Source organism: Agromyces sp. NPDC056523 (genome assembly GCF_042794545.1).
Lineage (GTDB): Bacteria > Actinomycetota > Actinomycetes > Actinomycetales > Microbacteriaceae > Agromyces.
The window spans coordinates 322,362-346,521 of record NZ_JBHTTM010000001.1 but is presented as its reverse complement, the minus strand read 5'-3'; the positions used below and the strand labels follow the sequence as shown (position 1 = coordinate 346,521).

The window sequence follows — 24,160 nt, the reverse complement described above, 5'->3', positions numbered from 1 at the left end:
TGAGCGGCCGGCTCTGGTCGAGCCGCTCAGGGGTGTCGGTGCTCCATGCCGTGTCCGTCGCCATGCGGGACCGCGAGATCGCCGGCCGGCGTGGCGGCGAGCGCCGGCGTCGCCAGTGCCGCGACCAGCACGGCGCCGACCAGCACGCCGATCACCGAGGTGCGGGCGGGGAGGGTGCGGCGCTGCCGCATCCGGCGGAGTTCGGCCGCAGCACCGGCCGCAACCGCGATGACGAAGACATCTGCCACCAGCAACGGAAGCGCGGCGACCTCGAGGATCGGCGTGGCACCGGAGGCGACCAGCGCGGCCGAGAGCCCCAGGACACCCAGTGCCGAGGCGAGCACCGAGCGGGGCGCCGGCGACCGACCGGAACGAAGGGCGAGCAGGGCCCAGCCGAACGCGGCGATGCCGCACCCGACCAGGCCGGCCCCGACGGCGACGCCGCCGGGCCCGGTCGCCGGACCCCCCGCCGCCGAGGCCGCCGCCTCGAGCGCACCGGCCGCCACCGCGATCAGCACCAGCCCGGCGCCGAGAGCCGAGAGCATGGGCCAACTCCGGACGAGGCTCCGGACCATCGACGCCGTCGGACCGGCCATGACAGCCCCTACGCCGTCGCCGGGCGCGCGCTGCCGGCCCGCTCAGTGGCCAGGCCCACCGCGAGCAGCACGATCGCGCTGGCGAGGTGGAGGAAATGGTCGGCGGTGTTCAACGCGAGGATGTTCGCCGCGGTGCCGGCGAGGAAGAAGCCGACGACGCCGAGGAGCAGGTAGGTCGCGCCGACGATGGTGTTGACGAGCTTCGCCGCTCGAGCGCTCGCAACCCCGGCGATGAGCAACGCTCCACCGATGAGCAGGTGGGCGACATTGTGCAGGGGATTGACCGCGAAGACGCCGAGCAGCAGGCCGCCCTCTGTCGCGATGAAGCCGATTCCGCCCGTGACGGCGAAGCCGAGCAGGCCGACGAGCAGGTAGACGGCGCCGAACACCGTGGCGATGATGCGGTTCGGAGAGCGGGACATGATTCCTCCTTCGGGACGGCGGCGGATGCCGCCTCTGATCGTGGTTCGGAGCGGCCGCCTCGCCGGATTGCCCGACCAATCGGTTCTGCCGTCGGCTCCGAATCACGATCGACCGAGGAAGGAGGTATCCCGTGCTCGCGCTCGCCTGGCCGAGCGGGTCTGGCATGCTGGACTCCGTGGTCGACACCGGCGAGCCCGCGGAGACGTCGTCCACCACGCTCGATGCTCTGCTCATCGCGACCGCCGCCGGCGACCGCGGCGCATTCAGCCGCCTCTACGACGAGACCGCACCCCGCGTCTACGGGCTGGTGCGCCGTGTGCTCGTGGACGCGGCGCAAGCCGAGGAGGTGACGCAGGACGTGTTCCTCGAGGCCTGGCAGACCGCGGCCCGATTCGATCCGGCCAGGGGTGCGGCGGCGGCGTGGCTGCTCACGCTGGCGCACCGCCGTGCCGTCGACCGGGTGCGCTCGGTGCACGCGGCGCGCGAACGCGACCTCAGGACCGGCATCCGCGATGTCGACGTCCCGGTCGACGAGGTCGCCGAGGCGGCCGAGATCGCGGTCGAACACGATCGGGTGCGCGGCGCGCTCGCTGAGCTCGGCCCCGCCCAGAGGGAGTGCCTTGCGCTGGCCTACTACGGCGGCTTCACCCAGTCCGAGATCGCTGCTCGCCTCGGGCTCCCGCTCGGGACGGTGAAGACCCGATTGCGGGATGGCATGATCCGACTGCGAGAACTGCTGGGGGTGACGACGTGAGCCGAGCCGACGATGCCGCGGCCCAGCCGACGGGCGAGCTTCGAGAACTCGCCGCCGCCTATGCGCTCGGAGCGCTCGACGAAGCCGACCGCCGCCGGTTCGAGCGCGCGCTCGCGGATTCGCCCGAGCTCCGGTCCGAGGTCGAGGCGTTCCGATCGGCGGCGAGCTCGCTCGGCGAAGCGGTTCCGCCGATCACTCCGCCGCAGAGCCTGAAAGCCGATCTCTTCGCCCGGCTCGACGAGCACCCCCAGGAGCAGCCGCGTGACGGCGGAAGCGCCGATGACCCGGTCGTCGAGGTCGTGCCGGCGGATCGCGTCGAGCGACCCGAGCCGATGGCCTCGGCGTCCCCTGCGCCGGTCGATGAGCTCGCGGCCCGACGCAGGCGACGCCGACTCGCCGTCGTGCTCTCGTCGGCGGCGGCACTGCTCCTCCTCGTCGCCGGTGTCGTCGTCGGCGTGAACTGGCCGGGGCCGAACGGCTGGGGCGCCCAGCGCGAGCTGGCAGCACTCGCCGACGCGCCGGATGCCGAGCGGGCGACGGTCGAGGCCGCGGCCGGTGGCCAGGTGACGCTCGTATGGTCGGCTGAGCAGCGGCGCAGTGCCATCGTCGCGGAGGGCCTGCCCGATGTGGGCGACGATCGCACCTACGAGCTCTGGTACATCGACGACGAGGGGGCGGTCTCCGCGGGCACCTTCGACGTGCACGACGAGGAGGCATGGCGACTGCTCGAGGGCGAGTTCGCGCCGGGCGTGGTGGTGGGTCTCACGGTCGAGCCGGCGGGCGGTTCCGAACGCCCCACGACCGACCCGGTCGCCGTCATCCCCACCTGAGCGTCCCCGGCCTCCCGGCTCACGCATCCCCGCGCGTGGCGCTGACCGCGTCGCCGCGCGCCTACGGCGCGATGTGGTGGCTCGCGCGGAACACGTCGCCCGGGTCGACCTTGCGCTTCACCGCCCGCAGGCGCTCGAGCGTGGCGGGCGGGAAGATGTCGCCGAGGAATTCGTCGCCGAACTCGGGCGTGAAGTTCGCGTACTTGCCGGTCGTGAACGCCATCGCCGCGTCGACGGCGACCCGCGCGGCGGCGACCTGCTCGTCGGTCGCGTCGAGGGGCAGGATGCCGTTGATCGCCACGAGCGCCTGGCCGTCGCGCTGCGCGATCGCCGTGGCGTCGGGCGCGACCCGCGAGAACGCGCCGCCGAGCGCGCGGATGAGGAGCATCGTCGGGACCTCGCGGTCGACGGCGCGCGCGAAGGCGTCGAGCGCTGCGTCGGAGAGGTCGGGCGCGAAGCCGTTGCCGCCGACGAACAGGAACGGCGGCTTGCCCGGGGGAGCCGCCTCGAGGAGGTCGACGTACTGCACGGGACCGAGCGACTCCTCGGCGAGCGAGGCCAGGGACGTCATCGGCTCGAGCAGCGCACGCAGTTCGGCCTCGGACCCACGCAGGGCGACCGACAACTGGGGCCCGGCGGGCATCTCGGGAACGAGGGGCGGCATCACGAGGAGCGTGCCGTTCAACTCGTCGGGCGCGGCGAACAGCACGTCGCGCCAGGCGCGCAGCACCGCGGGAACGTCGGATGCTTCCCATCGCAGGTGCCCGCCGACCAGCCCGTCGACGGGGGCGGCCTGGAACGTGAACCGCGTGGCGACGCCGAAGTTGCCGCCGCCGCCGCGCAGCGCCCAGAACAGCTCGGGGTGCGTCTCGGCGTTCACCGTGAGCACCTCGCCCGCGGCGGTGACGAGCTCGACCTCGCGCACGATGTCGACGGTCAGGCCGTGCGTGCGTGCGAGCCAGCCGATGCCGCCGCCCAGTGCGAGCCCGCCCACGCCCACGTCGTCGGTGTCGCCCGACGTGATGCCGAGGCCGTGCGGTGCGAGGGCGGCGGCCACGTCGCCCCACCTGGCGCCCGCGCCCACGTGCACGAGCCCGTCGGTGCCGGCGAGTTCGACCCCGTTCAGCTCGCCGAGGTCGATCACGAGGCCGCCGGTGGCCGGATCGGAGCCGTGGCCGCCCGCGCGGACCGCGATCGGCACGGCGGCGTCGACCGCGGCGCGCACGGCCTCGGCGACCTCGGCGGCGGACGTGGGACGCACCACGGCGTCAGGCGTGCCCGCGGCGCCGAAGACGGCCGCGCCGGCCTCGTACTCGGGGGTGCCCGGAGCATGGACGCGCTGCGGCATCCGCTGGCTCAGATCGGCGATGAACGACATGGGGGCCAGTCTGCCGAGTCCCACCGACATCCCACGAGCCCCGATCAGGGCACGAATCGCCCACATCCCGCCATCCCTGGCGGGGGCGCGGCCTACTCGCCGCTCGGGTGCGCGCCCGCCGCGTCGATGACCCACGCATTCGCGAACGCGCGCTCGCGCCACGCCGCGTACCGCCCCGAGACCCCGCCGTGCCCGGCCGCCATCTCGATCTTCAGCAGCGGGTCGGCGCCGGCCTCGCGCAGCTTCGCCACCCACTTGGCGGGCTCGACGTACAGGACGCGCGTGTCGTTCAGCGACGTGATCGCGAGGATCCGCGGGTACTGCACCGCGTGCACGTTCTCGTAGGGCGCGTACGACTTCATGTACGCGTAGACCTCGGGGTCGTCGAGCGGGTTGCCCCACTCGTCCCACTCGATGACGGTGAGCGGCAGGGACGGGTCGAGGATCGACGTGAGGGGGTCGACGAAGGGCACCTCGGCCACGATGCCCGCGAACAGGCGGGGTGCGAGGTTCGCGACTGCCCCCATGAGCAGTCCGCCGGCCGATCCGCCCTGCGCGACGAGGTGGTCGGGCGAGGTGATGTCGCGGTCGATCAGGTGCTCGGCCGCGGCGATGAAGTCCGTGAACGTGTGCCGCTTGTGCAGCTTCTTGCCGTGCTCGTACCAGAGCCGACCCATCTCGCCGCCGCCGCGCACGTGCGCGACGGCGAACACCATTCCCCGATCGAGCAGCGACAGCCGGGGGATGCCGAAGCCGGGATCGATGGCGTGCTCGTACGAGCCGTAGCCGTAGAGCAGCATGGGCGCGGGCTCGCCGAGGGTGACCAGGTCGGAGCGGTACACGAGCGAGATCGGCACCTTCGTGCCATCCGGCGCCTTCGCCCATTCGCGCTTCTGCGCGTACCGCTCGGGATGGTAGTCGCCGAGGACGGGCTGCTGCTTGCGCACGGTGCGCTGCCCGGTCGGCACGTCGACGTCGATCACGGTCGACGGGGTCACGAAGCTGCCGAAGCCGATCCGCAGCGACCGCTGCTCCCAGGCCGGGTTCGCGCCCACGCCGGCCGAGAAGAGCTCCTCGTCGAACATGAGCTCGTGCAGCGTGTCGTCGGGCGTCGCGTCGTCGGGCAGGCCCTGCGGCGGCACCTTCGCGATCGCGACGCGCGGCAGGCCGTCGCGACGGTACTCGAGCGCGACGAAGTCGCGGAACGCGTGCGCGCCCTCGATCCGCATCCGCGGGTCGTGGGGGAGCAGCATCCGACGCGGCCCCTGGGGGTCGTCGACGGCGACGCTGACGAGTTCGAAGTTCACCGCGTCGCCCTCGTTGTGCACGATGAGCAGGCGGTCGCGGCCGCCGGCGACGGCGTGCTCGACGTCGTACTCCACGCCCTCGCGCCGCGGCCAGACGACCGAGAACTCGCCCGTGGGCTCGGAGGTGTCGAGGAGCCAGGTCTCGCTCGTGATGTGCGAGCCGGCCTCGAGCACGAGGTAGCGATGGCTGCGCATGAGCCCGACGCCGAGCCAGAATCGCTCGTCGGGCTCGTGGAACACCTGCACGTCGGCCGAGGCGGGGGTGCCGACCTCGTGCCGCCAGATCGTGTCGGGTCGCCACGCGTCGTCGACCGTCGCGTAGAAGAGGTACCGACCGGATGGCTCGAACACCGCGCCCCCGGCCGTGCCGGGGATCTCGTCGTCGAACTCGCGGCCCGATCCGTCGATCGAGCGCAGCCGCAGCGTGTACCGCTCGTCGCCCTCGACGTCGACCGCGTAGAGCATCGTCGCGCCGTCGGCGGTCACGTCGAAGCTGCCGAGCGCGTAGAACTCGTGCCCCTTGGCCTCGAGGTTGTCGTCGAGCAGCACCTGCTCGTGCGGCAGCGGCGAGCCGTCCTCGGGCACCGCGGGCGGCTCCCAGTCGTCGGGCGTCGTGATGGGCACGCGGCAGTGGATCGCGTACTGGAGGCCCTCGACCGTGCGCGAGTAGTACCACCACGTGCCTTCGCGCGTCGGGACGGTGAGGTCGGTCTCCTTCGTGCGCCGCTTGATCTCCTCGAACACCTGCTCCTGCAGCAGCGAGAGGTGCTTCGTGCGCGCCTTGGTGTAGGCGTTCTCCTCGTTCAGGTGCGCGATCACCGCCGGGTCGTCCTTGTCGCGCAACCACTCGTAGTGGTCGACCACCACGTCGCCGTGGTGGGTGCGTTCGGTCGGTCGCTTCTCGGTCACCGGAGGAGTCAGCACGACCCCCACGCTACGCCGACCGTCGCGGTCGCGACATCCGCCCCTCGTGATCGGCCGAGCGGATGGCGCGGCCCGCGCCCCGGCTCAGTCCTCCTCCTCGGCGATCTCCTGCACCTGCCACGTGTCGTCCTCGACGTGCACCAGGACCCCGCGGACGCGCACGCCGTCGCGCACCGCCTGGAACGCGATGGGCGGTGCCTCGCCGGCGCCGAGGCCCATGCTCGCGCTGAACGTGGGCGTCTCGTAGCCGAGCGAGACGAGGGCGTCGGTGCGCTGCTCGGTGTCCCAGATGCCCGACATCGAGTAGGTCATCCCGCCGGCCGCCAGGGCGCCGAACACGATCGCCACGTAGCCCGTCTCCCGGAGCGGCTTGATGCGGCGGTGGGTGCCGATGATCGAGACGACGACGCCGGCGAGCACGATCAGCGCAGGGATCACGAGCGGGAGTGGGCTCCACGGTTCGAGCGTGACGATCTCGTTCACCCGATCCCCCTTACCGCCTCGTCGCGCTCAGGCTAGACCCACCGGTGCGGACGGCGCGACAGCTCGTGCTCGACGGCGGCGCGCACGACACGCAGCGCGCCGGCGAGGCGGGCGTCGGGCGGCGACGCGTAGCCGAGCACGAGACCGGACGGACCCTCGCCGGCGATCGCCGAGTAGTCCGAGAGGGGCGAGACGAGCACCCCCTCGGCCGCGAGCCGCGCCACGACCCGCGCCGCGAGCGCCCGCGAGGGGAGGCCGACCACGGCGTGCAGCCCGCCGTCGAGGCCCGACAGCGGCGCGCCATCCATGCCCGAAAGCTCGGCGAGCAGCAGCTCGCGCCGATGCGCGTAGTCGCGTCGCGCTGCCGCGATGTGCCGCCGCACCGCCCCGGTCGCGAGCAGCGAGGCCATCGCCTCCTGCGCGATCCCCGGGACGGGGCACGTCTCGTCTTCGCGCACCGCGGCGATCGCATCACGCAGGCCGGCGTTCGCCGGCAGCACCACGTACCCCAGCCGCAGCCAGGGCGTGAGCACCTTCGAGAAGCTGCCCACGAGCACGGCCCGTCCGGCGCGGTCGAGCGAGGCGAGCGCCGGCAGCGGCGTGCCCACATGGCGGAACTCGCTATCGTAGTCGTCCTCGATCACGAACGCGCCGGACGCCTCGGCCCACTCGAGCAGGGCCAGGCGCGTGGCGACCGGCAACCGTCCGCCGAGCGGGTACTGGTGGCTGGGCGTCACCATCACCGCGTCGGGGGTGGGACGGATGGCGCGGAGCGCCGCGACGTCGATGCCGTCGGCGTCCACCGGCACAGGCACCGTCAAGAGCGCGCCCCTCCGCTCGAGCACCCGCCGCGCCGACGGGTACCCCGGATGCTCGACCGCGACCACCGGCGTACCGCCCGCCATCGCCCGCAGCGCGGACGCGAGCAACGCCACCGCATCGCTCGTGCCCGCCGTCACGACCACGTCGTCGGGCGAACAGGCCACGCCGCGCGCGTGGCGCAGGTGGTCGGCGATCTCGGATCGCAGCCGGCGCTCGCCGAATGGAGGGGCGGTGTCGCCCGGCACTGCGACCCGCGCGGCGTGACGCCAGGCCGAGCGCCAGGCGCGCTCGTCGAGCCGCGCGGTCGAGGGGCGTCCGGGTCGCAGGTCGAGCTCGCCGTCCCCGCCCGCAGCGGCGCTCGGAGCAGGAGCGGACTCCGGCGCGACCGACTCGACCGAGCGGCCCGGCGCCATCGCGGAAGCGTGCGCCGCGAGCGGGGCGACGCGGGTCGGCGCCCCCTGGCGCACCTCGAGGTACCCCTCGCCCGCGAGCTGCTCATAGGCGGCCACGACCGAGCTGCGGGCGACGCCGAGCTCGGTCGCGAGCGAGCGCGTCGAGGGCACGGGGTCGCCGGCCTGCAGCCGACCGTCGAGGATGCCTCGGCGCAGGCCCTCGACGAGCTGTGCGCCGAGCGGGCTCGCGTCGTCCCGGTCGATGACGAGGAGCGGTCCGTCCATGGCGACCTCCAACTGGACTGGTCGTATGCGCGACAACTGGTCTGCTCACCATACCAGCGCGGCGCGCACACTGAATCGCATGACCTCGATCGCGACCCCCGCCGCACCCTCCCGCACGACCGCCACCGCCCGGCGCGTCCGCCGCCTGCCCGACCGGCAGACGAGCGACCGCCTCGCCCTCCACGAGCTGCTCGACTCCGAGCTCGTCGGACACCTCGCGGTCGCGCTCGACGGCGTGCCCGTCGTCGTCCCGATGGGCTTCGCCCGCGTCGACGGCCACGTGCTGGTGCACGGCTCGACCGGCGGTGGATTCGCCCTGCGCGCGGCATCCGCTCGCCTGCCCGTCGTGTTCTCGGTCACCGCCCTCGACGGCCTCGTGTACGCGCGATCGCTGTTCGACAGCTCGATGAACTACCGCAGCGCGACGATCCAGGGCGTGCTCGAGCCCGTGCCGGCCGACGAGTCGGATGACGCGCTTATCGCGCTCTCGGAGCGGCTCATGCCCGGCCGCCCGGCCGAGGTGCGCGGAACGCGCCGCAAGGAGGTCGCCGCGACGCGCGTGCTGCGGCTCGCGCTCGACGACGTCGTCATGAAGCAGCGCTCGGGTGGACCGTCTGAGGAGCCGGACGACGGCGAGGACCACGCCACGTGGGCCGGCGTGGTCCCCCTCGAGCGCCGGTGGGGCACGCCCATCGCCTCAGGGCTGACCCCTGAGGGCACGCCCGTGCCCGATTCCGTGATCGCGCTGACGACCCGCGTCGCGCCATCCGACAGGCTCGGATGATGGAAGGAGGTGCGTGATGTTCGCCACCCTGCTCGTGCTCGGACTCATCGTCGGATGGGCGGTCACCGCTGCGCTCGTCGAGTTCCGCAGCGACGGCTACCGCCGGACCCCGACCGCCGCCCACTGAGCGCCGTCGCGACCCGACCTCCGCACCGCTCCCGCCTCGCCTGAGGCCCCCTCACCTGTCTCGTGCCGCGGAATACGCAGATCGCCCGATGCACCCCGGGTACCTCAGCGAGCACGCTCGCACCATGACCGATCGACCCCTGACGCAATGAAAGGAGGTGCGTGATGTTCGCCACCATGCTCGTGCTCGGCCTCATCTCGGTGTGGGCCACCGTTGCCGCGGTGATCCAGTTCCGTCGCGACGGCTACCACCGCACGACGACCCTCGCCCACTGAGGCTCGGAGCGCGACCCGGACATCCCGCACTCTGCCGGCCTGAGGCCCCCTCACCGCCTCGGCCCGACGAAATAGGAACATCGCCCGATGAACCGCCACCGCCTTAGGGCGCACCATCGGATCATCGCCCCGGACCAGGAGGACACCATGCAGCACTCAGCAGGCTTCATCGCACTTCGACTGCTCGACGCCGACGTGCAGCGCGCGGAGCACGAGCTCGCCATGCGCCTCGAGGCCGCCGAGCGCGCCCGCCTCGCATCGCGCACGTCGCGCGTCGCGCGTCGCCGTCACCGCATCGGCCACGCGCCCCAGTTCGCTCGATGAGCGTCGACCACGTCGCAGATCGGCGTCGGGTCTTCGGACCCGACGCCGATGTCGTCGGTGCGTGGGACGATGGTCGAGTGACCAGCTCCCCGTCGAGCCCCACCATGATCGGCCGAGACACCGACTTCGCCTGGTTGAGCGACCTCCTCCACGGCGTGCGTGCGGGCACGCCCGCGACCGCGATCATCGGCGGCGAGGCGGGCATCGGCAAGAGCCGGCTGATCCGCGAGTTCACCGCCGGGCTCGGCCCCGACGTGCGGCTCATCCTCGGGCAGTGCGTCGACCTCGGCGACGTCGCCGCGCCGTACGCCCCGATCAAGGGCGCGCTGCGCGCGCTCGTCGCGCAGGTCGGCGCCGACCAGGCGCTCGAGGCCGTCGGCCCCGGTCGTGCGGCGCTCATCGCGCTGCTGCCCGAGCTCGCGGCGAACGGCGCGACGACGGGCGAGGTCGTCATCACGCCGGGCGGGGCCGGCAGCGGGCAGCTGCACGAGGCGGTCGCGGTGCTGCTCGAGACGCTCTCGCGCGACGAGCCGATCGTGCTCGTGATCGAAGACCTCCACTGGGTCGACGCGGCGACGCTCGCCCTGCTCCGCTTCCTGCTGCGCTCGCTCGGATCCAGCCGTGTGCTGCTCCTCCTCACCTACCGCAGCGACGAGGTCACGCGCGGCCATCCGCTGCGCGGCTTCCTCAGCGAGACCGAGCGCGACCGATGGGTCGAGCGACGCGAGCTCGCCCGCCTGACGCACGACGAGGTGCGCGAGCTCGTCCGCACCCTCATCGACGACGAGGCGCCGAGCGAGCAGGCGATCGACACCGTCTTCCTGCGCAGCGACGGCGTTCCCTTCTTCGTCGAAGAGCTGATCGGCATCGACGGATGCCGCGACGAGGGCTTCGTGCCCGATACGCTCCGCGACCTGCTGCTGGCCCGATACGAGCGGCTCCCCGACGCGGCGCAGGCGTTCCTCCGCCTGCTCTCGACGGGCGGCGTGCGTGTGCCGCACTCGCTGCTCTCGGCCGTCGACGGTGGCGACGAGGCGGCGCTCGATGCGGCGGCCCGCGAGAGCGTGCGCTACGGCGTGATCGAGATCGACGGCGACGACTACGCCTTCCGGCACGCCCTGGTCCGCGAGGCGATCCTCGCCGACCTGCTGCCGGGGGAGCGGGCGCGATTCCACGCGCGGTACGCCGAGGCGTACGAGGCGCAGGCCGCGGCGCCGGGCGGGCGACGACTCGCGGCCGAGATCTCCTACCACTGGCTCGGCGCGCACGATCCGGTGCGGGCATTCCCGGCGACCATCCAGGCCATGCGCGAGGCGCGCGCGGCGGTCGCGTACGCCTCGGCGGCGCAGCTGGGCGAGCGCGCGCTCGAGCTGTGGGAGAGCGTGCCCGACCCCGAGCGCGTCTCCGGCATGGGAAAGCTCGAGCTCATGGGCCGCACCGCGTCCTACCTCCGCCACGCGGGCGAGGGCGAGCGGAGCCTCGCGCTCGTGAAGGCCGCGCTTGCGGAGTGCCCGCCCGACGACGAGCAGTATCCCCGGCTGCTGCGCGACAAGGCGCTCTACCTCGCCGGTGTCGGGCGTCCGGGTTCGATCGCGATCCTCGAAGAGGCGCTCGCGGCGCTGCCAGCCGACGATTCCGACGACCTGCGAGCTACCATCCTCACCGCGCTCGCCGGCCGGCTCATGATCGAGGCGCGCATCGACGACGCCGTTCGTGTCGCCGATGAGGCGTTCGAGCTCGCTGAGCGCATCGACTTCCCGCGGTACGCGTCCGTCGCCATGAACATCGCCGCCGTCAGCCGCGCGGCGCGCGGCGAGGTCGACCGTGCGCTGGTCGACATCGAGCGCGCTCGCGAGCTCGCCGAGGGCGAGGGTTCCGCGTTGCTGCGCTACTGGGTCAACGCCTCAGACCTCCGCAACCTCGTCGGCGACCACCACGAGGCAGTCCGACTCGCAGAAGAGGGGCTCGAACGCGCACGGCGGCAGGGCGTCGAGCGCAGCTCGGGCGTCATCCTCGCCTCGAACGCGGTCGATCCGCTCTTCGCGCTCGGCGAGTGGGATCGTGCCGACGCCCTGATCGAGCGCGGCCTGGCGCTCGACCCGCCCGCGCCGTTCCGCGTGTACCTGCAGCGTGCGAAGCTGTGGGCGCTCGTCTGGCGCGGCGACGCCGAGCGCGCCGCCGAGCTCCTGCGCGGCTATCGGGCGACGATGATGCCGATCATGGCGGTCGAGATGCAGACGCGCCTCGGCGTCGGGCGCGTCGCGGTCGAGATCGGGCTCGCGGTCGGCGATGTCTCGCAGGCGTGGCGCGACGGCCGCAGTGTCCTCTCCGAGGACCAGCTCCCGCTCGCCGGCTACGCCGAGCCGCTCTTCTGGGCGCTGTCGCGCGTCATCGCCGCCGTCCGCGCCGACCCCATGCGGGTCTCCGAGGCCGAGGCGGCCGAGATCCTCGACGCCGAGCCCGCCCTCCGCGACCTGCTCGACCGGCTCGCGTTCTGGCCGACGCACGCCATGTGGGCCGCCTTCGTCGAGGCCGAACTGCAGCCGACCGAGGCCGCGTGGCGCGTGGCAGCCGAAGCGGCGCGCGCCGACACCGCACCCGGCTTCCTCCTCCCGTACGCCGAACTGCGCCTCGGCGAGGCGCTGCTCGCCGAGGGCGATCGCACCGGCGCCCGCGAGGCGCTCCAGTCCGCGTTCGACGCGGCCGTCGCGGGCGGGGTGACCGCCGTCCAGACGCGCACCGCTCGCGTCGCGATGCAGGCGGCGATCGGCCTCGACGGCGCCACGTCGGGCGACGTCTCACGGGGTTCGGCGGGTGTCGCCGGCGCCGACGATGCGGCCGACGCCGTCGCCGAGCTCACGGCCCGCGAACGCCAGGTGCTCGACCTCATCGCCGAGGGCCTGAGCAACCGGCAGATCGGCGAGCGTCTCTACATCAGCGGCAAGACCGCGAGCGTGCACGTGTCCGCGATCCTCCGCAAGCTCGGGGCCTCGAGCCGCACCGAGGCGGTGTTCCTGGCACGCGTCGCGCGGTGATCGTCCGGCCGCGGCCCGAGCGCGTTCCCAGCTGCCGTCGCTAGCGTAGAAGGCGTGACGACGACGCTCGAGCAGATCCCGTTCCAGACGATGGACGCCGAGAGCCGCACGCTCGCAGACTGGCCCGAGCAGGTTCGGCTGGTCGTGAACGTCGCCTCGCGCTGCGGGCTGAGCCCCCAGTACGCGAAGCTCGAGGAACTGCAGCACACGTACGGCGACCAGGGCTTCACGGTGCTCGGGTTCCCGAGCAACCAGTTCCTGCAGGAGCTCTCGACGAACGAGGCGATCAGCGAGTACTGCGCCCAGAAGTGGGGCATCACCTTCCCGGTCCTCGACAAGGTCCGGGTCAACGGTCGCAAGGCCGCGCCGCTCTACGTCGAGCTGAAGAAGACGGCGGATGCCTCGGGCACGGCCGGTCGCGTGATCTGGAACTTCGAGAAGTTCCTCGTCCTGCCGAACGGCGACGTGCGCCGGTTCCGTCCCACCGTCGAGCCCGATGACCCCGCGATCGTCTCCGCGATCGAGGCGGCGCTCGTCACGACACGGGGCTGAACCCCTTCGCCACCTCGACGAGCAGCCGGGTGCCGTAGCCCGTGGCGCCCTTCGAGCGCCATGACTCGTCGTTCGCGGCGTTCATGGTGCCGGCGATGTCGAGGTGCGCCCACGGGGTGTCGCCGACGAACTCCGCGAGGAACAGCGCCGCGGTCGTCGCCCCGGCGTTGTCGCCGCCGATGTTGGCGATGTCCGCGACATCCGAGTCCAGGAGCTTGCGGTACTTCCGCTGCAGCGGGAACTGCCAGGTCGGCTCGTCGGCCGCATCGGCCGCGTCGCGCACCCGGTCGACCAATGGCTGGCTCGTGCCGAGCACCACCGAGTGCGTCTCGCCGAGGGCCCGCATCGCCGAGCCGGTGAGCGTGGCGATGTCGACGATGGCATCCACCCCCTCCTCGGTCGCGAGCGCGAGGCCGTCCATCAGCACCAGGCGGCCCTCGGCGTCGGTGTTCTTCACCTCGACCGTCTTGCCACCGCGCGCCGTGAGCACGTCGCCCAGCTTGTAGGCCGAACCCGACGGCATGTTGTCGGTGCACATGAGCCATCCGGTGACGCGGGCCGTCGCGCCGACGTCGCGCAGGGCGGTGAACGCGCCGAGCACCGCCGCCGCGCCGCCCATGTCCATCTTCATGAGCAGGTGCATGGGGTCGCTGGGCTTCAGGCTGATGCCGCCCGAGTCGTACATGATGCCCTTGCCGACGAGGCCGAGGTGGCCGGTCGCCGCGCCGTCTGGCGAATAGCGCAGCACGATCATCCGCGGCTCCTCGGCGCTGCCGGCATTGACGCCGAGCAGGCCGCCGCACCCGAGCTCGATCAGCTGCTCGCGGTCGAACGCCTCGACCGCGAACCCGAAGCGGCCGCCGAGCAGCTCGGCGACCTCGGCCAGGTCGGCCGCCGCGAGGTGGCTCGGCGGCGTGTTGGCGAGGTCGCGCGCGATCGCGGTCGCGCGCGCGGTCACGACGCCTGATTCGGCGGCGGCGGATGCCTCGGCCGCGTCGACCCCGTCGATGCGCAGCTCGACCACCTCGAGCAGGGCCTCGCGCGGCTCGGACTTGAGCGCGTCGTACCGGTAGCGGCCGAGCAGGGCACCCTCGACGAGGGCGCGAGCGGCCGCGGCGGGCTCGACGCTGCCGAGCGACGGCACGCGCATCCCGATCGAGGCGGCCTTCGGCGCGGCGCGCACGAAGGCCGCGGCGGCGTCGCGGAGGGTGGCGTCGGTCGTCTCGGGCTCGGGCCCGCCGCCGACCACGATGATGAGCGTGCGGCCGGCCTGCGGGATCAGGAGCGCCTGGCCCGGCTTCCCCTCGAATCCCGCACGTGCGAGCGCGTCGCGATCGAGCGGGAGGCCCTCGGGCAACGCGCCCTCGGCGTGGACGAGCACGCCGATCGCGTCGAGGCCGGCACCGCCCGTGCCTCCGCCGAACTCGTCGACCACGGCGACGCGCACCGCGTCGTACGCCTCGAGCGAGGGAACCGGCGAGAAGCCCTCTGGAATGAGCCTGGCGGGATTGCGGGTCACGATGCCTCCTGGAAGCCGCCCGGCCTCCGCCTGGCGCACTGATCAGACGGTACTCCCGGCGACCGCGCGGCGGTAGACCGCCTCGGACGCGGTCGCATCCCTGCCGTCCGGGCGCCGTGCAGACTAGACTCCAGCCCGGTGGAGATCTTCGAGGGCTGGCCGCTTCCGGCGGCGATTGCGGTGCTGTTCGTGATCGTGCTCCTGCGCGCCGGCGGAACGTACGCACTCGGGCGCGGCTCGCGCGCGGGCGTCAAGCGGCTGCTCGAGCGCCGGGGCCGGATGGCGCCGCAGCTCGCCCGCGCCGAGGCCGTCATCGAGCGCTTCGGCTCGCCGGTCGTGGCCCTGTCGTTCCTCACCGTCGGCTTCCAGACCGCCGTCAACCTCGCGGCGGGCGTCCTGCGCATGCCGCTCGTGAAGTACATCCCCGCCCTCGTCGTCGGCGGCGCGATGTGGGCGACGATCTACGGCGTGCTCGGCCTCGCGACGGTCAACGCGATCGTGCAGGCCGCCGCCCAGAACCCGACGGCCGCGATCCTCAGCGTCCTCGGCATCGCCGCGCTGCTCGCGCTGCTCGAGTTCGCCACGCGGCGGGCCCGTGCGTTCGCCGCGTCGCACACGGATGCCACGGAGCCGCGGCTCCCCGAGGCATCCGACGCCGGTCAGGCCGAGTAGGCCGCCCCCGCGGGCTCGACCTCGGGCGCCTCGGCGAGGGCGTTCTCGAACCGGATGAACACCGAGATCCAGCCGAAGATCGTCGCGAACGCGAGCAGCTCGAACGCCGTCAGGTTGTAGTACCCGATCGGCTCGAACAGCAGCGCTCCGCCGATGATGAGCACGCCGGCGCCCCCGCAGAACCAGAAGAAGCGCGCGGGCATGCCCTTGAGCGTCCACGGCGACGAGCTGAGCAGCACGACGAACGCCAGCGACATCCCGATCGCGCACGAGTTGTGCAGGGCGACGCTGACGGTCAGCGGGAACAGGCCCACGCCCGCCAGCATGATGCCCATCACGATGAACACGACCGAGACGAATCGCGGCGCCCACGCGTTGACGAGGACGCCTTGGCGGACGAGGGTCGTGAGGTCGCGATCGACGTAGAGGGCGAAGGTCGTGACGAACGCGCCCGCCACGATGAGCGCGAGGTTGAAGAGGCCGCTCGAGAAGTCGTCGGCCGTCCCCAGCTGGCTGAAGTGGTACTCCCACCACTGCGGGTCCTGCGCGGTGGCCATGCTCCCGAGCGTCGCCGATGCCATGAAGAACACGAGCAGCGTCGCGAGCCGGTTCGTCGTGATGGCCGACACGGAGAGCGAGATCCAGTAACCGGCCAGTCCGGCCGATGCCGCGGTCGCGCCGGTCGCGGTGAGCCCGTCGACCACGAGGCCCTCGAAGCTGCGCTGCAGCATCGCGAAGGTCACGACCGCGAGGATGCCGCCGATGATGGCGTGCACCGAGGAGACGGTCGCGACGTCGAGCGAGAACTTCCATGGCCGGAGCCCGCGCCGCCACTCCTGGCCGGGAAGGTCGCGCGATCGCCAGTAGCCGACCGCGCCGAGCACGAGGCCCGTGACGACGACCGCGATGGCGGCCGCGGCACCCACGGACCATCCGCCCCACAGCGGCCACACCTGGCCGCTCATGGCGACGGCGGCGACGAGGCCGCTCGCCGCCGCGGCGACCACGCCACCGACGACGGCTTCGGTCTCGACCGCGAGACGGCGGCGGGCTGACGCTCGGGTGACGGGGATCGAACGGGCGGGCTCGTGCGCGGCGGGTCGCCCCGGTCCGTCCGCGGCGACCGTCGATGCTGACATGGCGTCATGGTAGGAACGCGCCGCCGGGTCGGATCGGGACGAAGGTCCGTCGATCCGCGGCCGCGTCGACTACTGGTCGGTGGGCGCGTCGGCGCCGGCGGTGAGCGCCGCCTGGCCGTATTGCACGGCGAGGTTCGAGACCGACCCTCGCACCGCGAGTTCGGCGGTGCCGTCGGAGTCGAGCACGCCCGTGTACAGGACATCCCCGTTGCTCGTGACCACGTACGAGGCGCCCGGCGAGCCCGTGAGCGCCAGGGTGCGCCATCCGTTCGCGCCCGGCTTGCTGACGTCGAACGCGATCGAGCCGGATGGGTCGGCCGGTGCGCTGACTGGGTCGCGCACGATGGGCTTGCCCGGGTCGCCGATGGGATCGGAGCCGTCGTCGGCGGGTGGCGTAGTCGGGCTGGAGTCGCCACCGGGGGCGGACCCCGGATCGGCGGCGTCGGACCCGCCGGCCGCCTGCTCCTCGCCGGTCTCGGCGCCCGACTCGGGCGCATCGGCGTCGGTCGGCGGCGCCCCGCCATCGCGGGCCTCGGGGTCGTCGCTCGCCTCGGGCAATTCGGTGGCGACGACGACCGGAGGCATCATGCCGGGCGCCTGCTCGGCGATGTCGCCCGAACCGGCAGCCTCGAGCGACGCCCTGCGGTCGCCCGAGGTGGGTCCGGTCAGGCTCACGGCGAGGATCACGACCGCCGCGGCCGCCGCACCGAGCACGCCGGCCAGCACCACGCGTCGCCGCGGCCGGATGCGGCGGATTGTCGAGGAGGCGCCGGACGTCGACGCCACGCCGGTCGCCGCCGCCGTGATCGCGCCCGTTCGCGCGACCGCATCGTTGGCCGTAGCGGCCGGCCGGGCGGCCGGATCGGCGGTCCGGCTCAGCACGGCCAGGCCCGCCCCCGTCGAGGCGACGAGCGTCGCGACGGCGCCGCGCTCGTCGACCGGCGGCACCGGCTCGATGGCCGTCGCGGAGGATCCCGCGCGGGTGGCCTCGAGGAAGGCGATGCCGGCCGCGCCGCCGAGGATGAAGATGGGCAGCGACGTCATCAGGCGCTCGGCGAGCACCGCCGGTTCGCCGCTCGCCGCACGGCACGTCGCGCACGCGTCGAGATGCGCGCGCACCTTCGGCCTGAGGCGCGCCGTCACGCGGTCGCCGTGCGACCGGCGCGACAGGACGCGGCGGCACTCGCTCTCGGAGGGAAGGTCGTCTGCGAGCGCGTCGGCCCACGCCGCGTCGAGTGCGCTGGAGGCCTCGACCAGGAGTCCGTCGGTGCGTGGGAGCGTCAGACCGAGCTCGGCGGCGATGTCGGCGGTGGAGCGCCCGTCGATCTCGGCGAGCCACAGCGCCTCCTGCGCGACCACCGGCAGCGTCGCGAACGCCCGGATGACGGCTGCGCCGTCCCGCATCCCGTCGGGGAGCGCCTCGGAGTACCACTCCGCGGGCGCGAGCAGCGATGGGTCGCCGGTCACGATGTCGGCGGCCCGCCCGTCTGCGGCCGCCGCCGCCTCGCGGACGGCGGCGAGCACGTACGGCCGGGCGGCACCCGTGGGCCCCCCGCCGGAGCGGATGGTCTGCAGGACGAGCGATTCCGCCGCCCCGACGACCTGCTCGACGCCGGCGTGCCCGGGCGTGGCCGACGCCGCGGTCGTGGCGGCGGCGTCGTGCCGGTGCCACAGGCGGGAGAAGGCGAAGTCGTCGTCCGAGCGCACAGCCGCGACGAGATCGGCGTCGGATGGCGAGTCGACCACGGGGAGCGAGATCGGGCTCGTCACGGGATGGCTGCCGGGGGCGTCCTGCACATCCACTCCTCTCGGTCCGCCGGGTGGCGGAGGCGCGGAACCGCGCTCGTCCGTTGGGCGGCGCGTCGTTCGTCGGCGCGCCGTCGGGTACTGGGCAGCGTCAGGCGCAGCGGGTGCGGGTTCCGGCGCCTCCGAAACTGCGGGGGGCGGGTGCGTCGGTGTCTGGGTGCACCGCGCCGATGTCGCCATCAGCGTTCGGCCCGAGTCTACGACCACTCACCGGTTGCGCCGCAAGACCCCCATATGTGCGGTTTCCGCTGCCGAGTCGCGGTGAGACGGTGACGGTGCGCTGCAGCGCGCCCTCGTGACGTACGGTTTCCGCCGCGATCGTCGTCGCCGCCCCCGATGCCGCCTTCCGCCGGTCCGCCTCGCGAACACTGTACGGTGTGTCGAGTCGCCCCATACGGAAGGCCCCATGAGACCCGGACCCCGACGCAGCCTCACCCACGCCGAGATCCTCGCCGCCGCCTTCGAGCTGCTCGAGGCGAAGGGCTTCGACGCCGTGTCGGTGCGCGGCGTCGCCGGCGCGCTCGGCCTCACGCCCACCGCCATGTACACGTACTACCCGAACAAACAGGCGCTGCTGGCGGGCATGGTCGAGCAGGTGTTCGGGCGGCTCGCGATCGCCACGACGGCGGCGGATGCCTCGGGCTCCTCGGCCGCCGAGGGCGTCGCCGGGGCGCGCGCCCGCGTGCTCGCACTCGCCACCGCGCTGCGCGACCTGCTCGTCGACCGCCCGGGGGCCGTCGGACTCCTGCTCGCGACGCCGCTCGACGGGCCGAACGCGACCCGCGTCGATGAGGAGCTGCTCGCGGCGTTCACCTCGGGCGGGCTCGACCTCGCCGCGGCGGACCGGGCGACGCACGCCGTGCGCGTCCACGTGCTCGGCGCGGTCGCGTTCGACGCTGCACGTGCCGCGCGAGCCGTCGAGGCGGCGGTGCAGCCCGAAGCGCCGGCCGCACCATCCGAGACCCTCTGGGACGACCTCGAGTCGTTCCCGCTCGCCGATCGGAGCCGCGAGCTCGACGACGACCCCGTCGAGCGGTTCGCGTGGGGCGTCGAGCGCCTGCTCGACGGGCTGCTCGTCCCGGCGCCGGATCGCTGACCCTCGCGGCGTCGGCCCAAACCGCTGCGCCGCGCCTCGGATCGCCGACCGGAACGCGACGAGGCGCCGACCCCCGGAGGAGCCGGCGCCTCGCCGTGTCAGGCCGGTCGGATCAGTCCGCGGCGGGCGGCGTGATCTCGATCAGCGCGGCGCGGTTGCCATCGAGCGTGCTCTTCACGCTCACGACGGTGCCGTAGCCGACGCCCGCGTCAGCGGGGTTGCCCGAGCCGAGGACCGTGAAGCCCAGATCCGTGCCGTACAGGCCCGTGACCGGGTTGCCGTTGGCGTCCACGATGCGCGTCGAGTAGGGCTCGTTGCCCACCGACGGCACGACGACCGAGCCGCCGCGGTAGCGGTGGAACAGGCTGCCGTTGCGGAACTCGAGGCCGGGGACCCAGCCCTGGTCGTCGGTGAACGTCCTCACGGCGGCCTGCGACGGCACATCGGTGCAGTGCTCGACGGTCGGGTCGGCCAGTACGAAGCACTCCGTGAACGCGTGCGTCGACGTGAGGCCGAACGCGGCGTTCGAGGACTGCGACCGGGCCGGCAGGTTCTTCAGGGCCGACGGGTCGGCCGTCGCCGCAGCGCCGGTGCGGCGCAGCGGGTCGAAGTGGCTGTCGACCAGGAGCAGGCCGCCCTTGGCGCCGAAGCTCGGCATCGCCGTCTCGTTCGCGGTCACCAGGTTCGAGTTGCCGTACGTGGTGTCGCGGTACCAGACGAGCGCGCCCGGTGCGTTGTAGGCGAGCTTCTCGACCTTCCAGGCGCCCTGGCTGTAGATCGAGTTGTAGGCGTACTTCAGACCCTCGTCGAAGCCGTCGAAGTTGCGCCACTCGACCAGGTAGTACTGCGCCTTGACCGACGTGCCGGTGTCCACGCGCCATCCGGGGCCCGTCGTCGTGGTGAACGACGCGACCTCGGTCTCCCAGCCGTCCTCGCCCGACTCGACGTCGTCGGACCACACCGTGGTGGTGCCGCTCGTGAGTGCGAAGTCGTCGCTGAACCAGCCGCGGTCCTGGTAGGCCGCGTCGGTCGCGAGGCGAAGGCGCAGGTCGACGGTCTGGCCGGCGAACGCCGACAGGTCGACGTAGTGGTGCCCCCAGCCGTGCGAGTCGCCCGTGAGGCCGTACTTCTTGTTGCCGTAGTCCTTCATGCGGCCGTTCGGGTCGGCGTAGCCGTCAGGCGTGGAGACCTCGGTGCCGTTCTCGGCGTACACCTTCTGCTCGGTCCACGTGGAACCGCCGTCGGTGGAGACCTCGACGAAGCCGTAGTCCCAATCGGCCTCGATCACGAAGTCGTTCCACATCCAGAACTTGGCGTCGGCGGGGACGTCGGCGATCGTGCGGCCCAGGCGCAGGTCGGCCCAGTCCTGGTCGGCGCCGGTGTACCACATCTCCTCGCCGCTGTGCGGCTCGGTGAGCGTGATGACCTTGTCGGGCAGGTTGACCTTCACGCCGTCCTGCGTGCCCTTCTTGGGGCGCGAGGTCTGGCCGACCTTGACGGCGCGCGTGTCATCGCCCGGATTCATGACGACGGGGTTCGCCCAGCCGAGCACCCACTTGTCCCAGAGACCCATGTGGGTGGGCATCGACTGGAAGATCGGGCCCGAGTGCGAACCCGACGACATGAGGTCCCAGAAGTCGACGTCGGAGTTGCCGGCGCCCGAGGTGTCGTAGAGGTCGGGCAGGCCGAGGTCGTGGCCGTATTCGTGCGCGAACACGCCGACGCCCGAGTCCTCGGGCTGCACGATGTAGTTCGACAGCTTGAGCTCGGTGCCGGGGATGTCGGCGCCGCCGGCGACCGCCGAGGAGTGCGCCCACAGGGCGTACGTGCCTTCGGCACCGCCGCCCCCGGACTTGTCCTCACCGGCGTGCACGAGCACGACGTGGTCGATCACGCCATCGGGCTCGAGCACGTTGCCGTCGCCGTCGCGGTCGCCCTGGTCCTCGATGTCGTAGTCGGCCCACGGGAAGTCGGGCTGCGCCGCCGCGAGGGCCGCGACCGCGTCGATCGGGAGCTGGCCCGGGCCGAGCGGGTTGTCGGGGTGGCCCTGCATGTCCTGGATCGCGCCGGCCTCGTAGACGCCTGCCTCGTTCTTGAAGCAGAGGCTCGCCCCGTAGTACGCCTCTGAGTGATCGACGGTCACCCACGGGGTGGCCGAGCCGTGCACCGTGTAGGCGCCCCGCGACATCTCCTCGTACATGTTCTTCATGGTGTAGCCCGAGATGTCGAAGCCGGGCTTGCCGTCGGGACCCGTGAGGTCGGGGCGCACGCGCTCCGTGATGCCTTCGTCGCTGAAGAGCATCTTGTTGAAGTGCTCGGACGAGAAGTCCGGCACCCACATCGAGTTGTTGTCCTCGAGCTCGTAGTCGGCCGGGTTCGGGATGTTGTTGTGCAGCGGGCCGTTCTGGACGGAGCCGGGCTTGCAGTCCGTCGCGCCGAACGCGGTCGGCACCTGCAGGCCGGTGAAGTCGTCGTTCGCGTCCTCGTTGAACTCCACGAGGATCGTGAGGAGCTTCGCCTCCTGGGTCGACCCCGCGGCCTTCAGCTGCTTCGGGCTCTTGCCGGTCTCGATCGACTTCGCCTCGAGCTTGGCCAGGCCGCGCGCGGCCTGGGGGTTGCCCTGGCTGAACTTGCGGTCCAGCGCGTCCGCCTTCTCGATCGCGGCGTCGGCGCCGGGCGTGCCCTTCGCCGAACCCGCCGACACCGTCTCATCGGTGCCGAACGCGGCTTCGGCGTGCGGTGCGGCGTAGTTCATGTAGTACTCCGAGGCGTCGATCGACACCTCGGTTCCCTGCGGGGCCGCCGTCGCCATCCCGCTCGCGCCAGTGGCGGCGAGTCCGGATGCGACGAGGGCCAGCGCGGGAATGACCGCCACGGCGCGTCTGCGCGCGCGTGGTGTGGTTCCAGCCATGGTTCTCCCTCTCCCGTGTGCCCGCGTCGGTGGCGCAGGCACGAACGTCGCCCACCGGTGGGCGGGCGTAGAGGGCATCCTGCCCCCCGGATGGGGACCGTGTGAAGCCCCCTGGAGGGAAGTGCGCGGAATCGTTGCTATCGAGGAATCCTCGACGAATCAGACCGGGTTCGACGCGAAATCGTGCGGCAATCGACCGCTTGATCCGAAGGATCCTCGACTCCGGATGGCGCGTCGTGCGGTTCAGCCGATGAGCAGGCCGCGCAGCTGATCGGTCGAGTGCGCGACCGCGATCGCCTCGGACGCCTCGACCGGCGAGCCGTAGCCCCACTCGACGAGGATCGTGGGCACGCCGTTCGCCGCGGCACCCAGGACGTCGTAGCCCCGGTCGCCGATCATGACCGCGTTCGCGGTGTCGATGCCCTGCTCGCGCAGGCGGCGAAGCGCCTCGGCGACGACGTCGGCCTTCGTGCTGCGCGACTCGTCGTCGCTCGCGCCCGCGATCGTCGTGAAGTACCGGTCGAGGTCGTGGTGCGCGAGCACCTCGCGGGCCATCGACTCGGGCTTGCTCGTGGCGAGCGCCAGCGGCACGCCCGCGGCATGCAGGCGGTGGAGCAGCCCCTTGACGCCGGGGAAGACCGGCGAGCGGAGCAGGTGCTCGTCGTAGTGGTCGCGGTAGACGTTCAGCGCCTCCCACGATTCGACGTCGGTGAAGCCGGCCGTCATGCGCAGGCTGTCGAGCAGGGGTGGCCCGACGTAGGACCGCAGCACCTCCTGGTCGGGAACCGGCACGCCCATCTCCGTGAACATGTGCGCGAGGGAGTCCATGATCTCGCTCGCGGAGTCGACGATGGTGCCGTCGAGGTCGAAGAGCACCGCTGACCACGTCCGCGCGGGAGCGATCGTGGCGGTGGGCAGGTCGGAAGTCACCGAGCCATCCTAGATCCCGTACATCCGAGCCATTCTCAGGTTCAGAACAGCCGCGCGTGCCCGCTCTCGACGCCCTTCATGGCGTCGTAGTCGAGCAGGACGCAGCGGATGCCGCGGTCCTCGGCGAGCGTGCGCGCCTGCGGCTTGATCTCCTGCGCGGCGAACACGCCCGAGACCGGCGCGAGTCGCGGGTCGCGATTCATGAGCTCGAGGTAGCGCGTCAGCTGCTCCACCCCGTCGATATCGCCGCGGCGCTTGAGCTCGACCGCGACCGAGCGGCCCGAGCCATCCGTCGCCAGGATGTCGACCGGGCCGATCGCGGTCATGTACTCGCGCCGCACGAGCCGGTAGCCGTCGCCGAGCAGCTCGATCTGCTCGGCGAGCAGCCGTTGCAGGTGCGACTCGACCCCGTCCTTCACGAGGCCGGGGTCGACGCCGAGCTCGTGCGCGGAATCGTGGATGACCTCGTGGATGGACACGATGAGCTGGTCGGCGGTCTTCGCGTGCGTCACCTTCCACACCTCGGTGACGCCCGCGTCGCGCTGGTCGTCGTCGGGTTCGGCGGTCGCGAGCGTGCACGGCGGGCTCATCCAGTTGAGCGGCTTGTAGCTGCCGCCGTCGGAGTGCACGAGCAGGCTGCCGTCGCCCTTGACCATGAGGAGGCGCGTCGCGAGCGGCAGGTGCGCCGACAGCCGGCCGGCGTAGTCGACGGAGCAACGGGCGATGACGAGACGCACGGAGCGAGTCTACGTTGGACCTCGGACGGGTCCGGCGCAGGGGTCGCCGGCCGGGGAGG

20 protein-coding genes are annotated in these 24,160 nt (G+C 72.6%); 8 read left to right on the top strand and 12 right to left on the bottom strand.

The annotated features are described in order from the left end of the window. Window positions 1-26 precede the first annotated feature (26 nt). Window positions 27-596 (bottom strand): hypothetical protein, encoded by a 570-nt coding sequence (locus ACFQ58_RS01620; protein ID WP_376948878.1) that lies wholly within the window; start codon window positions 594-596, stop codon window positions 27-29. 8 nt (window positions 597-604) lie between these two features. Further along, window positions 605-1,018, bottom strand: coding sequence for a DUF4383 domain-containing protein (locus ACFQ58_RS01615; protein ID WP_376948876.1), 414 nt, complete (start codon window positions 1,016-1,018; stop codon window positions 605-607). Between the two features lie 164 nt (window positions 1,019-1,182). On the opposite strand from ACFQ58_RS01615, the gene sigK reads away from it, so the two are divergent. Next, complete coding sequence (sigK, locus tag ACFQ58_RS01610; protein ID WP_376950317.1) at window positions 1,183-1,773, top strand: ECF RNA polymerase sigma factor SigK; 591 nt, start codon at window positions 1,183-1,185, stop codon at window positions 1,771-1,773. After that, window positions 1,770-2,603 (top strand): anti-sigma factor domain-containing protein, encoded by an 834-nt coding sequence (locus ACFQ58_RS01605; protein ID WP_376948874.1) that lies wholly within the window; start codon window positions 1,770-1,772, stop codon window positions 2,601-2,603. The genes sigK and ACFQ58_RS01605 overlap by 4 nt, the downstream gene beginning before the upstream one ends. A 61-nt stretch (window positions 2,604-2,664) precedes the next feature. Here ACFQ58_RS01605 and ACFQ58_RS01600 read toward each other — a convergent pair whose 3' ends face one another. From ACFQ58_RS01600 to ACFQ58_RS01585, 4 genes are all read right to left on the bottom strand, one after another. Next, a complete protein-coding gene (locus tag ACFQ58_RS01600; protein WP_376948872.1) occupies window positions 2,665-3,981 on the bottom strand; it encodes an FAD-binding oxidoreductase in 1,317 nt (438 codons plus the stop codon). A gap of 92 nt (window positions 3,982-4,073) precedes the next feature. Next, the gene (locus ACFQ58_RS01595; RefSeq protein WP_376948870.1) at window positions 4,074-6,212 is read right to left on the bottom strand and encodes a S9 family peptidase; all 2,139 of its coding nucleotides are present in this window, start codon (window positions 6,210-6,212) and stop codon (window positions 4,074-4,076) included. An 84-nt stretch (window positions 6,213-6,296) separates the two neighbouring features. After that, the gene (locus tag ACFQ58_RS01590; protein WP_376948868.1) at window positions 6,297-6,695 is read right to left on the bottom strand and encodes a hypothetical protein; all 399 of its coding nucleotides are present in this window, start codon (window positions 6,693-6,695) and stop codon (window positions 6,297-6,299) included. A 32-nt stretch (window positions 6,696-6,727) separates the two neighbouring features. Then, complete coding sequence (locus tag ACFQ58_RS01585) at window positions 6,728-8,194, bottom strand: PLP-dependent aminotransferase family protein (protein ID WP_376948866.1); 1,467 nt, start codon at window positions 8,192-8,194, stop codon at window positions 6,728-6,730. Between the two features lie 79 nt (window positions 8,195-8,273). Between ACFQ58_RS01585 and ACFQ58_RS01580 the strand changes: the two genes are divergently transcribed. The 4 genes from ACFQ58_RS01580 (at window position 8,274) to ACFQ58_RS01565 (ending at window position 13,291) form a co-directional block, all read left to right on the top strand. Then, window positions 8,274-8,978 (top strand): pyridoxamine 5'-phosphate oxidase family protein, encoded by a 705-nt coding sequence (locus tag ACFQ58_RS01580; protein ID WP_376948864.1) that lies wholly within the window; start codon window positions 8,274-8,276, stop codon window positions 8,976-8,978. A 549-nt stretch (window positions 8,979-9,527) separates the two neighbouring features. Continuing rightward, window positions 9,528-9,704 carry a hypothetical protein gene (locus tag ACFQ58_RS01575; protein ID WP_376948862.1) on the top strand — a complete coding sequence of 59 codons (177 nt, stop codon included), beginning with the start codon at window positions 9,528-9,530 and terminating at the stop codon, window positions 9,702-9,704. A gap of 77 nt (window positions 9,705-9,781) precedes the next feature. Then, entirely contained in the window at window positions 9,782-12,739 is a 2,958-nt protein-coding gene (locus tag ACFQ58_RS01570) for an AAA family ATPase (protein ID WP_376948860.1), read from the top strand. A 90-nt stretch (window positions 12,740-12,829) separates the two neighbouring features. Next, a complete protein-coding gene (locus ACFQ58_RS01565; RefSeq protein ID WP_376950316.1) occupies window positions 12,830-13,291 on the top strand; it encodes a glutathione peroxidase in 462 nt (153 codons plus the stop codon). Here ACFQ58_RS01565 and ACFQ58_RS01560 read toward each other — a convergent pair. Next, entirely contained in the window at window positions 13,275-14,810 is a 1,536-nt protein-coding gene (locus tag ACFQ58_RS01560) for a leucyl aminopeptidase (RefSeq protein ID WP_376948858.1), read from the bottom strand. The genes ACFQ58_RS01565 and ACFQ58_RS01560 overlap by 17 nt on opposite strands. Window positions 14,811-14,948: 138 nt before the next feature. Between ACFQ58_RS01560 and ACFQ58_RS01555 the strand changes: the two genes are divergently transcribed. Next, window positions 14,949-15,482, top strand: coding sequence for a DedA family protein (locus ACFQ58_RS01555; protein WP_376948856.1), 534 nt, complete (start codon window positions 14,949-14,951; stop codon window positions 15,480-15,482). On the opposite strand, the gene ACFQ58_RS01550 is transcribed toward ACFQ58_RS01555, so the two are convergent. Beyond that, on the bottom strand, window positions 15,470-16,621 hold the full coding sequence (locus ACFQ58_RS01550) for a hypothetical protein (protein ID WP_376948854.1): 1,152 nt from the start codon (window positions 16,619-16,621) through the stop codon (window positions 15,470-15,472). The two genes, ACFQ58_RS01555 and ACFQ58_RS01550, sit on opposite strands and share 13 nt — an antisense overlap. A gap of 69 nt (window positions 16,622-16,690) precedes the next feature. Further along, the gene (locus tag ACFQ58_RS01545; RefSeq protein WP_376948852.1) at window positions 16,691-18,418 is read right to left on the bottom strand and encodes a hypothetical protein; all 1,728 of its coding nucleotides are present in this window, start codon (window positions 18,416-18,418) and stop codon (window positions 16,691-16,693) included. A 415-nt stretch (window positions 18,419-18,833) separates the two neighbouring features. On the opposite strand from ACFQ58_RS01545, the gene ACFQ58_RS01540 reads away from it, so the two are divergent. Next, window positions 18,834-19,523 carry a TetR/AcrR family transcriptional regulator gene (locus tag ACFQ58_RS01540; RefSeq protein WP_376948850.1) on the top strand — a complete coding sequence of 230 codons (690 nt, stop codon included), beginning with the start codon at window positions 18,834-18,836 and terminating at the stop codon, window positions 19,521-19,523. A 112-nt stretch (window positions 19,524-19,635) separates the two neighbouring features. Here the strand turns inward: ACFQ58_RS01540 and ACFQ58_RS01535 are convergent, their stop codons facing one another. From ACFQ58_RS01535 to nucS, 3 genes are all read right to left on the bottom strand, one after another. Continuing rightward, complete coding sequence (locus tag ACFQ58_RS01535) at window positions 19,636-22,398, bottom strand: immune inhibitor A domain-containing protein (protein WP_376948848.1); 2,763 nt, start codon at window positions 22,396-22,398, stop codon at window positions 19,636-19,638. 279 nt (window positions 22,399-22,677) lie between these two features. Beyond that, on the bottom strand, window positions 22,678-23,364 hold the full coding sequence (locus tag ACFQ58_RS01530; RefSeq protein WP_376948846.1) for an HAD hydrolase-like protein: 687 nt from the start codon (window positions 23,362-23,364) through the stop codon (window positions 22,678-22,680). A 41-nt stretch (window positions 23,365-23,405) separates the two neighbouring features. Then, window positions 23,406-24,101 (bottom strand): endonuclease NucS, encoded by a 696-nt coding sequence (gene nucS / locus ACFQ58_RS01525; protein WP_376948844.1) that lies wholly within the window; start codon window positions 24,099-24,101, stop codon window positions 23,406-23,408. Between the last annotated feature and the right edge of the window lie 59 nt (window positions 24,102-24,160).

What these genes read in the sequence shown, in the direction of transcription:
- ACFQ58_RS01620 (WP_376948878.1), bottom strand. Translation starts at nt 596, where the DNA reads ATGGCCGGTCCGACGGCGTCGATGGTCCGGAGCCTCGTCCGGAGTTGG.
- ACFQ58_RS01615 (WP_376948876.1), bottom strand. Translation starts at nt 1,018, where the DNA reads ATGTCCCGCTCTCCGAACCGCATCATCGCCACGGTGTTCGGCGCCGTC.
- sigK (WP_376950317.1), top strand. Translation starts at nt 1,183, where the DNA reads ATGCTGGACTCCGTGGTCGACACCGGCGAGCCCGCGGAGACGTCGTCC.
- ACFQ58_RS01600 (WP_376948872.1), bottom strand. Translation starts at nt 3,981, where the DNA reads ATGTCGTTCATCGCCGATCTGAGCCAGCGGATGCCGCAGCGCGTCCAT.
- ACFQ58_RS01585 (WP_376948866.1), bottom strand. Translation starts at nt 8,194, where the DNA reads ATGGACGGACCGCTCCTCGTCATCGACCGGGACGACGCGAGCCCGCTC.
- ACFQ58_RS01580 (WP_376948864.1), top strand. Translation starts at nt 8,274, where the DNA reads ATGACCTCGATCGCGACCCCCGCCGCACCCTCCCGCACGACCGCCACC.
- ACFQ58_RS01575 (WP_376948862.1), top strand. Translation starts at nt 9,528, where the DNA reads ATGCAGCACTCAGCAGGCTTCATCGCACTTCGACTGCTCGACGCCGAC.
- ACFQ58_RS01565 (WP_376950316.1), top strand. Translation starts at nt 12,830, where the DNA reads ATGGACGCCGAGAGCCGCACGCTCGCAGACTGGCCCGAGCAGGTTCGG.
- ACFQ58_RS01550 (WP_376948854.1), bottom strand. Translation starts at nt 16,621, where the DNA reads ATGTCAGCATCGACGGTCGCCGCGGACGGACCGGGGCGACCCGCCGCG.
- ACFQ58_RS01540 (WP_376948850.1), top strand. Translation starts at nt 18,834, where the DNA reads ATGAGACCCGGACCCCGACGCAGCCTCACCCACGCCGAGATCCTCGCC.